We start from the raw sequence: 9,914 nt of genomic DNA on the forward strand, positions 1-9,914 counted from the left end.
CGACCCTTGCACTGGGGCTGCGGCTGCTCGGCGTAATCTGACACTCTCCCGGACGGGTTCACTCCCGCTGCCCCCGCAGACCAGTTTGGCTGTGGGGGCCTTTTTCTCTGCCCGCCACCGCGGGCGGCGAATTGGGCCGGAACAGTCTCTGATTCTGCCCCCGTTGCACTGCGATTCCACCTCGGCTAGACAGGTCGCATGGCCATCTGCATCCTCTATCTCCGCTGCCGAAAGAAACGCCCGCGCTATTACCGCGTCGAGATCGCCTATAACCTCTTCAACGAGATTTCGGTGCTGCGCGAATGGGGCGTGGCCGGCGGCAAGGGCCGGGCCCGGATCAGCCTCTTTGCCAATCTGCGCGATGCGTCCCGCGCGGCCGATGGCTTTCGCAACCGCGCCCTCAAACGCGGCTACGCACGCGGCTGACGGCCGCCCGGCCGGCCGCTACCCTGCCCGCCCGCGCCCCGGGCTTCATCTCGCAGCCAATACTCCCGCCGGAGGCATCGACGCTGGCGTCGCAGCGCCGCCGGTTTGGTCAGGTATCACGCTGGTATCGCCCAGGTTTCACTCGGCCGCCACCTGCCCCTCTATCTTCTCGACGCGCACCGCCGAGAACTTGAACTCCGGGATCTTGCCATAGGGGTCGATCGCCGGGTTGGTGAGGATATTGGCCGCCGCCTCGACATAGGCAAAGGGCACGAAGACCATGTCTTCGGCGATCGCCCGGTCGGCGCGGGCCATGATCTCGACACTGCCGCGCCGGGTGGTCAGCCGGATCATCTCGCCGGGCTCGATCCCCATCAGCTTCAGCGTGCGCGGGTTCAGAGAGCAGTTGGCCTCGGGCTCGACCGCGTCCAGCACCCGCGAACGCCGGGTCATCGAGCCGGTGTGCCAATGTTCCAGCTGCCGCCCGGTGGTCATGATCATCGGGAACTCGGCGTCGGGCGCCTCGTCGGGGGCGATGACGCTGGCCGGCGTGAACCGGGCGCGGCCCTCGGGGCGCGGGAAGCCGTCGCCGAAGACGATCGCCTGGCCGGGGTCGGTGGGCGTCAGCGACGGGTAGGTGATGGTCTCGGTCTCGAGCCGCTCCCAGGTGATGTTGTCGAGCGACTTCATGGTCTTCTTCATTTCGGCAAAGACCTGGCTGACCTCGGTGAAATCCCAGTTGAGCCCGATGCGCCGCCCGAGATCCACCGTCACCGACCAATCCTCGCGGGCCTCGCCCGGCGGCGGCACCGCGGGGCGCACGCGCTGCACCTGGCGGTTGGTGTTCGACACCGTGCCGTTCTTTTCGTAAAGCGCCGAGGCCGGCAGGATGATGTCGGCGAAATTGGCGGTCTCGGTCAGGAAGATGTCCTGCACCACCAGCAGTTCGAGCTTGGCAAAGGCCCTGCGCGCATGTTCCACGTCGGGGTCGGACATGGCCGGGTTCTCGCCCTGGATATACATGCCCCGGATAGTGCCGGCATAGACCTCGTCGACGATCTCGGTCACCGTCAGGCCCTTTTCGTCGCTGAAATCCCCGCTTTCCCAGACCTCGGTGAATGCCTGGCGCACGGCGTCGCTGGTGACGCTCTGGTAATCAGGCAGGAACATCGGGATCAGCCCCGCGTCCGAGGCGCCCTGCACGTTGTTCTGACCGCGCAGCGGGTGCAGGCCGGCCCCCGGCTTGCCGACATTGCCGGTCATCAGCGCCAGCGAAATCAGACAGCGCGAATTGTCGGTGCCGTGGATATGCTGGCTGACCCCCATGCCCCAGAAGATCAGCCCGGCCTCGGCCCCGGCAAAGCTGCGGGCGACGCGGCGAATCTGCTCGGGCGCGATGCCGCAGATCTCGGTCATCGCCTCGGGGGTGAAGCCGGCCAGATGGGCCTTCTCGGCCTCCCAGTTCTCGGTGTGGCGGTCGATATAGGCCTGATCGTAAAGCTCTTCCTCGACGATCACGTTCATGATCGCGTTCAGCAGCGCGACATCCGAGCCGGGGCGGAACTGCACCATCTCCTCGGCAAAGCGGCGCAGGCCGACGCCGCGCGGGTCCATCACGATCAGCTTGCCGCCGCGCTTGGCGAACTGTTTGAAATAGGTTGCCGCGACCGGGTGGTTCTCGATCGGGTTACAGCCGATGACGATGGCGACATCGGCGTTTTCGATCTCGTTGAAGGTCGCGGTCACCGCGCCCGAGCCGACATTCTCGATCAGCGCCGCCACCGAAGAGGCATGGCACAGCCGGGTGCAGTGGTCGACGTTGTTGTGGCCGAAGCCCTGGCGGATGAAACGCTGGAACAGATAGGCTTCTTCGTTGGTGCATTTGGCCGAACCGAAGCCGGCCACCGAGCGCCCGCCATGCGTGTCGCGCAGCCCCGCCAGCCCCTTGGCGGCAAGGTCCAGCGCCTCGTCCCAAGTGGCCTCGCGGAAATGGGTCGACAGATCGCCCGGATCGACGTTCAGCCCCTTGGCCGGCGCATCGGCGCGCCGGATCAGCGGTTTGGTCAGACGGTGCGGGTGGTGGATATAGTCAAAGCCGAAGCGCCCCTTGACGCAGAGCCGGTTTTCATTGGCCGGCCCGTTCAGCCCCTCGACATATTTGACCTTGCCGTCCTTCACCTTCAGCGAGACCTTGCAGCCGACGCCGCAGAACGGGCAGACGGTTTCGGTTTCGCTGTCGTAATCGCCGCTGTCGCCGATCTGGTCGCCGTCCAGCACCGCGGCGGGCATCAGCGCCCCGGTCGGGCAGGCCTGCACGCATTCGCCGCAGGCGACGCAGGTCGAGACGCCCATCGGATCGGCGACATCGAAGGTCGGATAGGCGTCATGGCCGCGCCCGGCCATGCCGATCACGTCGTTGACCTGAACCTCGCGGCAGGCGCGCACGCAGAGCCCGCAGGAGATGCAGGCATCGAGGTTGACCTTCATCGCCACATGCGATGCGTCCAGAAGCGGGATGCGCCCCTCTTCCAGCCTCGGGAACCGGCTTTCGGTGACGCCATTGAGATCGGCCATGTCCCACAGGTGCGAGGATTTGTCGTGCGCCTCGGCGCGCACGGGCTGGTCGGCGACCAGCAGTTCCACCACCATCCTGCGGGCCGTTTCGGCACGCGCCGAATTGGTGGTGACCACCATGCCTTCGCTGGGTTCGCGGATGCAGGACGCGGCCAGCGTGCGCTCGCCTTCGATCTCGACCATGCAGGCGCGGCAGTTGCCGTCCGGGCGATAGCCGGGTGCCGGCTTGTGGCAGAGATGCGGAATCACCAGGCCACGGCCGTTGGCGACCTCCCAGATCGTGGTGCCGGGCTCGGCGGTGACGGTTTCGCCGTCCAGCGTGAAGGTGATGGTCTCGGACATGCAGCTCTCCCTATTCGCGGCAAGAATAGCGCATGGCGGCGGATAGGCGAGGCACCCAATCCGACAGGGCGTCGTCCTTTTGCGCCAAGCTGAACGCCAAACCGACCCGACGTTTCCTATGGGTTACACGCGATTAGCCCTTTCCGCCCGCCGGCGGCTGGCTTAGGCATGGGCCGACAGACAAGAGGTGCCGATGCCACATATCACGCTGGTGCGACACGGGCAGGCCAATACCCATGCCCGCGATGAAGCGAGCTACGACAGGCTGTCGGAGCTGGGCCACCGGCAGGCGCGCTGGCTGGGGCGGCACATGCGCGACACCGGAGACCGGTTTCAGCGCGTCTACAGCGGCACCATGCAACGCCATGTCGAAACCGCCGAAGGCATTGATTGCGGCCCGGCGGCGCACTACGACGCGCGGCTGAACGAGATCGCCTATTTCGAACTGTCACAGCTGATGGAAGAACAGCACGGGCTGGAGATTCCGACCGAGCGCGAAGGCTTTGTCGAACACCTGCCGCAGGTGCTGCGGGCCTGGCAGGAGGGGCGCATCGAGGGCGCCGGCGAAAGCTATGCCGACTTCAATGCCCGGGTCGAAAGCGTCATGGCCGAGATCGCCGCCGGCGAGGGGCGGGCGCTGGTGGTGACCTCGGGCGGGCTGATCGGGCTGGTGCTGCGCCAGACGCTGAATCTGGATGTCGCGGGCTGGTCGCAGGTCTGCCTGGCGATCATGAACACCTCGGTGCATCGCTGGCAGATGGTGCTGGGGCGCCCCCTGCTGGTGCAGTTCAACGGCGTGCCGCATCTCGAGACGCCCGAGCGGCATTTCGCCCAGACGCATCTTTGACATCAGCTGCAGCGGCCGAGCGCGGGCGCTGTCCGGCCGCTCAGGCCGCCTTGTCGGCGTGATCCTTATGCACGAACTTGCAGTCGCAATAGGGGCATTCCACCCAGCCGTGTTCGCTGGGCAATTGCAGATAGACACGCGGATGCCCGCCCTGGCCACCGTCACAGGCCACTTTGTAGCTGTCCACGATCTTGGTTTCAGGCGCTTGGATGGTCATCTTGGCAGATCCTTGTGCTTTTGGTTCAGGCCGGTTTCAACAGGCGCGAATATGGGCCATCCCGGCGCCGGGGGCAAGAGCGGCCATGCCGCAGCCGGCAGTGCCCCGGGGGCGCCCCTGCCCGGCCCCGATCGGCGCCTCAATCGTCGAAAAGATGCGGTGTTTCGGCGATCTCTCGGGCCTGTTCCTCGTCGATATGCAGAAAGCCGCAGAGCCGGGTGACGTGATCGGCAACATCGTCGCCCTGTTTCATCCGGTAGTGGTTTTCAAAGCCGGCATCGCGGATCTGGTCGCTTTCCGAGACGATGTCCTGCCGGATCGTCGGCAGCAAGCGCTCGAGCGTTTCCTGCGGCGTATGCGCCCCGGCAAGGCCGATACGCTTGGCATGGCCGATCAGGTAGTGGTCGGGAAAGGCGCATTGCACCTCGAGCAGGCGGGTGCCCGACCGGTCGCCGAAGAAGTCATGCAAAAGGTCGATCGAGGACGGGTCGAGGCAGATCACCAGCCGGTCGGTGTCGTAATAGTCGAACAGCATGCGCATCAGCGCCCGCCGGTGCCGGGTGCGCTTGCCCAGCGTCGCCTGAATGCCGCCGAGATCGGGCAGCGGCGTGCTTTCCTCGTCGAAGAGATAGGCGATCGAGGGCAGGCCGGTGACATCGTGGACGGCCTCGAGCAGGCGCTTGGCGACATGCCATTTCTTGCAGACGATGATCAGCAGCTCGCGGTCCCGGCCCAGCGTCGATTCGGTCTCCCAGAAACGGCTGGCAAACCGCCGCCCGATGCGGCCGCGCCCGGTCAGGAACTTGAACAGGCCGGGCCCCTCGGAGGAGATCTGGAAGCTCACCCCCTTGGCGGCGAACAGCGCCCCCAGCCTCTCTTTCAGTTCCAGCGCCTCGGGGCTGACCTTGCGGGCAAAGAGGTAATCCTGACTGGTGAGCAGATCGTAATGGTCGTTGTAGAAGGTCAGCGGCATCCCGTAGTCGGTGAACATCAGGAACGTCAGGGTGCGGGCGCGGATCTCGGTTTCGGGAATCAGGTGGCGCACCGCGGTCTGAAAGAAGGTCTCGTCGGGAATCCAGGTGGTGCGAAAGAAGCGCATCACGTCGCGGCGCTGGCGGGTGAACTCGAGGATCTTCTCGATCGTGCGGCGGCGCAGGCACCACCATTGCGAGCCGATCTGGACCTGAATGTCGGCCGGGATCCGGCGCTTCAGCCCAAGCCGTCTTTGCAGTTCGAACGACCAGTAGAACAGCCGTTTCTGGGTGCGCTCGTTGAAGACATGGCGATAGATCAGCCGCTCTTCGGTCCAGCCGGTCTTGATCCAGTTGCTTTCGAAATAGTCGAAGCTTTCGATGAAGTCGCAGTCGTTGTCATCGAGATAGCGATGGATGTAATCCGCCGTCTTGATCGGCTGGCAATCGCCCGAGAGCATGTAGAAATGTGTGGCGCGGGGAAACTGCTGTTCGGCCGCCTCGACCGCGTAGAGAGTCGCCTGAACCAGGCTCCATTCGCCCCAGCCGCATTTGATCCGCTTGTGGGCGAAGGCGACATTCGGGTTGCCGGCGAGAGCGTCGCGGATCTTCGCGAAATGCTCGGGTCGGGCGCGGGCATCGAAGTGGATCGAGATGTAGTCGCCGGCGGTCGTCAGCCGCTCGGCCTGCTGAATGATCGCCTCGGGATCCTTGTGGCAAAGGAGAATGAAGGCGATTTTTGCCATTTTGGAAACCAAGCCCCGAAAACTTATTGATTGTTTATCTAGATAATGATGAACGGACGTTGAATAAACAGGGTTTATTTGCTTTTTTGAAACGAAAGCAACCGTGGCGGAAAATCAAGCCACGGAACAAGCGGAGGCAATGGCATGGGGTTTCCCGGCACCTGGATGACCGAGAGCGAGAGCATGGTGTATCGCGTCGTGCCCAAATGCGCCTGCTCGACGATCGGGCAGATCATGTATTATTCGGATCACGGCCAGTTTTTCGACGGCGACATTCACGATGCCCAGGGCGGCATGCACAAATGGGCGCTGGAGGACAGCCAGCAGGCGATCACCCGCAATGTGCAGGGGCACAAGTCCTTTGCCTTCACCTGCGTGCGCAACCCCTATACGCGCATCCTGTCGTCCTTTTTCGACAAGATCTGCGGCATCCAGCGCAACGGTCGCCGCTATCGCGGCAACCTGGTGCCGCTGCTGATCCAGAAATACGGTATCGAGGTCGGTGGCGAGGACGGCAAGCAGGACTTCGACCAGATCAAGTCCTTCCGCCGGTTTTTGCTGTTTGCCCGCGATTCGATCCGCTGGCGGCGCCCGATGGAGCCGGACATCCACTGGTCGGCGATGTCGGGCCATGTCTCGACCTTCATCGCCAATGGCGGCACCTACGACCGGATCTTCTTCACCGAGAAGTTCAACGAGGGCATGCAGGAGGTGCTCGACCGGATCGAGGTCGCCCATGCGGTGGATCTGAACAGCATTCCGCGGTTCAACGAAAGCGAAGGCCACGGGCCGAAGCGGGCGCATCCGGTCGAGGATTATTTCGACGACTTGTCGATGCATCTGGTCTATGAGATCTACAAGCGCGATTTCGACCTGTTCAAATATGATTTCCAGGATCCGTCGAACAAGTTCCCGATCGGCGAGATCGACCTTGACGAGGTCCATGCCAAGCTGGGCGACTGACACCCCGCCCTGCGGCCGGGGCAATCGCCCGCCGCGCAGCCCGCATTCGTGCAATGGGGGCGCCGCCCCCGGCCTGCGGCCTCCCCCCGGAGTATTTGGCAAGAGATGAAGCACAGGCAGGTGCCGTAGCGGAACCGTCGACATGCACCGGCGGGGCCCGGACAGTGGCGGGGAAGGTCCGAAGGGAGGTCACGGATGATTTTCTATGATTGCGCGACGGCGCCGAGCCCGCGGCGCGCCCGCATGTTCATTGCCGAAAAGGGGCTGCGGGTCGAAAGCCGCGAAATCTCGATCGCAAAGGGCGAGCAGCTGACGCCGGAATTCCGCGCCGTCAACCCCGACGCCATGCTGCCGGCGCTCGAGATCGCGCCGGGGCAGGTGCTGACCGAGAACCTCGGCATCGCCGCCTATCTCGAGGCGCGGTTTCCCGAACCGCCGTTGATGGGGCGCAGCGCCGAGGAGAAGGGGGCGGTGATGATGTGGAATGCGATCGCCGAGACGCAATGCGGGCTGGCCGTCGCCGAGGCGCTGCGCAATGCCAACCCGCACATGAAGGATCGGGCGCTTCCCGGGCCCGAGAACTTTCCCCAGATCCCGGAACTGGCGGCGCGCGGCCTGCGGCGCATCGACCTGTTCTTCGACAAGCTCGACCGGCATCTTGCGGGGCGCGACTTCGTGGCCGGCGACGGGTTTTCCATGGCCGATATCACCTGTTTCGTCTTCGTCGATTTCGCCCGGGTGGTGAAACGCCGTGTCGGGCCCGCGCATGGCGATCTGCTGCGCTGGTACGAGAGCGTCAAGGCGCGCCCCTCGGCCCAGGCGTGAGGTGCCGGAAGACCCAGCGGGTCTTCCGGGTGACATACGATGTCGCACTCACAATATTGTGGCGTTTACCCCGGACGATCCCACATATAGTGGGCGGAGCGCCCCGGAGCTTATTTCCTCTGCCACTCTCGACAGTGTGAAAACAGCCGCGTTTCGCGGAATGCCGCCAATTCATCGTGAATGACCACGCCGAGGGCGCAGCAGCGGGGCAAAAAAAGAGGCCCGGATCAGATCCGGGCCGTAGTCCAACAGGGAGGTGCATATCATGACCCGGATATGCGCGGGGTCTCGTCTACAGGTGTAAAGATGCGCCAGCGGTGCTTCTTTGATTCAAATCAACTTGGGACCAGCATAGCACGATCAGTGTTGCCAAATTGTTTCACTGCGGAAAATCCTCAGGCCACCAGCCGATATCCGCCGGATTCGGTGATCAGCAGCCGCGCGTTCGACGGGTCGGGTTCGATCTTCTGGCGCAGGCGATAGATATGGGTTTCGAGCGTATGGGTGGTGACCCCGGCGTTGTAGCCCCAGACCTCGTGCAAGAGCACGTCGCGCGCCACCACGCCATCGGCCGAGCGATAGAGGAACTTGAGGATGTTGGTTTCTTTCTCGGTCAGGCGCACCTTGCGGTCGTCTTCGGTGATCAGCATCTTCATCGCCGGCTTGAAAGTATAGGGGCCAAGCTGGAACACCGCATCCTCGGATTGCTCGTGCTGGCGCAGCTGGGCGCGGATCCGGGCCAGCAGCACCGGGAACTTGAAGGGTTTGGAAACATAGTCGTTGGCGCCGGCGTCCAGCCCGAGGATGGTATCGGCATCGGTGTCATGGCCGGTCAGCATCAGGATCGGGCATTTGATCCCCTGCTTGCGCATGAGGCGGCACAACTCGCGCCCGTCGGTATCGGGCAGGCCGACATCGAGGATCATCATGTCGTAGAGCGCCTCCTTGGCCTTGACCATGGCCTCGGCGCCGTTGCCGGCCTCGAAGACATCGAAATCCTCGGTCATCAGCAACTGTTCGGACAGCGCCTCGCGCAGGTCGTCATCATCATCGACCAGGAGTATTCTCTTGAGCTGTGCCATTGTCGGGCCTCCGGTTGCTTGTCTCTGACGAGCATGTGTAGTGAGATCACGGTCGGGACAAGATTTGCTGCAAATGCCTCACGCGGACGTGTAATTGCGGCGCCGAGTGTTTCATATTGCTTCAATCGGGGCTACATCAGACTTTCCGACAGACCGAGGACATCATGAGTTTTGCACCGGACATCATAGAGCGCCTGTCGCGGGCGCGGTCGGACCTTAGGATGGGGGTGCCGGTGCTTCTGACCGGCGGCGGCAGGGCGATGCTGATGCTGGCCGCCGAGACCCTGAACGCCGCGCGGCTGGCCGGCCTGCGGGCGCTTGGCGGCCTGCCGGTTCTGGCGATCACGGCGCGGCGCGCCGAGACCCTGAAGGCGCGGGCCTATGACGGCGACCTGGCCCGCATCGCGCTGCCCGGCGACGGCGATATCGGCTGGGTGCGGGGGGTGGCCGATCCGGCCGACGACCTGCGCAAGCCGATGAAAGGGCCGCTGAACAGCCTGCGCGAGGGCCCCGCCGAGCTGCACCGCGCCGCGATCCGGCTGGCCAAGTCGGCGCGGCTCTTGCCGGCGGCGGTGATGCTGGAAATCGCGGATGCCGGGCGCTTCGCGCTCGACCACGGGCTGACGGTGATCCCGGTCGATCTGGCGGCGCCACATCTGGGGGCCACCAGCCCGCTGCACCCGGTGGTGCACGCCCGCCTGCCGATGGCCGCCGCCGAGGCCGGGCGACTGCATATCTTTCGCCCCGAGGACGGCGGCGAGGAACATTATGCGATCGAGGTCGGCCGCCCGCCGCGCGACAAGCCGGTGCTGGCGCGGCTGCATTCGGCCTGTTTCACCGGCGATGTCCTGGGCAGTCTGAAATGCGACTGCGGCCCGCAGCTGCGCGGCGCGCTGGCGCAGATGGGGGCCGAGGGTGCCG

The 9,914-nt window shown here is 64.4% G+C and carries 9 protein-coding genes; 5 read left to right on the forward strand and 4 right to left on the reverse strand.

From position 1 onward, the window contains the following. Nucleotides 1-198 precede the first annotated feature (198 nt). On the forward strand, nt 199-426 hold the full coding sequence (locus ABZD10_RS10040) for a WGR domain-containing protein (protein ID WP_372886234.1): 228 nt from the start codon (nt 199-201) through the stop codon (nt 424-426). 138 nt (nt 427-564) lie between these two features. On the opposite strand, the gene fdhF is transcribed toward ABZD10_RS10040, so the two are convergent. Then, the gene (fdhF, locus tag ABZD10_RS10045) at nt 565-3,342 is read right to left on the reverse strand and encodes a formate dehydrogenase subunit alpha (protein WP_372886235.1); all 2,778 of its coding nucleotides are present in this window, start codon (nt 3,340-3,342) and stop codon (nt 565-567) included. Nucleotides 3,343-3,535: 193 nt separating this feature from the next. Between fdhF and ABZD10_RS10050 the strand changes: the two genes are divergently transcribed. Further along, complete coding sequence (locus ABZD10_RS10050; RefSeq protein ID WP_372886237.1) at nt 3,536-4,189, forward strand: histidine phosphatase family protein; 654 nt, start codon at nt 3,536-3,538, stop codon at nt 4,187-4,189. 40 nt (nt 4,190-4,229) lie between these two features. Here ABZD10_RS10050 and ABZD10_RS10055 read toward each other — a convergent pair whose 3' ends face one another. Both ABZD10_RS10055 and ABZD10_RS10060 read right to left on the reverse strand, forming a co-directional pair. Beyond that, a complete protein-coding gene (locus ABZD10_RS10055; RefSeq protein ID WP_372886238.1) occupies nt 4,230-4,406 on the reverse strand; it encodes a zinc-finger domain-containing protein in 177 nt (58 codons plus the stop codon). A gap of 139 nt (nt 4,407-4,545) precedes the next feature. Beyond that, nucleotides 4,546-6,123, reverse strand: a complete 1,578-nt coding sequence (locus ABZD10_RS10060; RefSeq protein ID WP_372886239.1) for a DUF5928 domain-containing protein — start codon at nt 6,121-6,123, stop codon at nt 4,546-4,548. Nucleotides 6,124-6,267: 144 nt separating this feature from the next. On the opposite strand from ABZD10_RS10060, the gene ABZD10_RS10065 reads away from it, so the two are divergent. Further along, complete coding sequence (locus ABZD10_RS10065) at nt 6,268-7,086, forward strand: sulfotransferase family protein (protein WP_372886240.1); 819 nt, start codon at nt 6,268-6,270, stop codon at nt 7,084-7,086. A gap of 195 nt (nt 7,087-7,281) precedes the next feature. After that, nucleotides 7,282-7,911, forward strand: a complete 630-nt coding sequence (locus ABZD10_RS10070; protein WP_372886242.1) for a glutathione S-transferase family protein — start codon at nt 7,282-7,284, stop codon at nt 7,909-7,911. Between the two features lie 395 nt (nt 7,912-8,306). On the opposite strand, the gene ABZD10_RS10075 is transcribed toward ABZD10_RS10070, so the two are convergent. Further along, complete coding sequence (locus ABZD10_RS10075) at nt 8,307-8,993, reverse strand: response regulator transcription factor (RefSeq protein ID WP_372886243.1); 687 nt, start codon at nt 8,991-8,993, stop codon at nt 8,307-8,309. A 164-nt stretch (nt 8,994-9,157) separates the two neighbouring features. Here ABZD10_RS10075 and ABZD10_RS10080 point away from each other — a divergent pair. Continuing rightward, nucleotides 9,158-9,914, forward strand: a 757-nt coding sequence (locus ABZD10_RS10080; protein WP_372886244.1) for a GTP cyclohydrolase II, incomplete at its 3' end; no start/stop codon positions are given.

This window comes from Shimia sp. (genome assembly GCF_041624275.1).
In the GTDB taxonomy this organism is placed as follows: domain Bacteria; phylum Pseudomonadota; class Alphaproteobacteria; order Rhodobacterales; family Rhodobacteraceae; genus Shimia.

Bases quoted from the DNA above. Each gene is read 5' to 3' on its own strand.
- fdhF (WP_372886235.1), bottom strand. From the start codon at position 3,342: ATGTCCGAGACCATCACCTTCACGCTGGACGGCGAAACCGTCACCGCC.
- ABZD10_RS10060 (WP_372886239.1), bottom strand. From the start codon at position 6,123: ATGGCAAAAATCGCCTTCATTCTCCTTTGCCACAAGGATCCCGAGGCG.
- ABZD10_RS10075 (WP_372886243.1), bottom strand. From the start codon at position 8,993: ATGGCACAGCTCAAGAGAATACTCCTGGTCGATGATGATGACGACCTG.
- ABZD10_RS10050 (WP_372886237.1), top strand. From the start codon at position 3,536: ATGCCACATATCACGCTGGTGCGACACGGGCAGGCCAATACCCATGCC.
- ABZD10_RS10040 (WP_372886234.1), top strand. From the start codon at position 199: ATGGCCATCTGCATCCTCTATCTCCGCTGCCGAAAGAAACGCCCGCGC.
- ABZD10_RS10070 (WP_372886242.1), top strand. From the start codon at position 7,282: ATGATTTTCTATGATTGCGCGACGGCGCCGAGCCCGCGGCGCGCCCGC.
- ABZD10_RS10055 (WP_372886238.1), bottom strand. From the start codon at position 4,406: ATGACCATCCAAGCGCCTGAAACCAAGATCGTGGACAGCTACAAAGTG.
- ABZD10_RS10065 (WP_372886240.1), top strand. From the start codon at position 6,268: ATGGGGTTTCCCGGCACCTGGATGACCGAGAGCGAGAGCATGGTGTAT.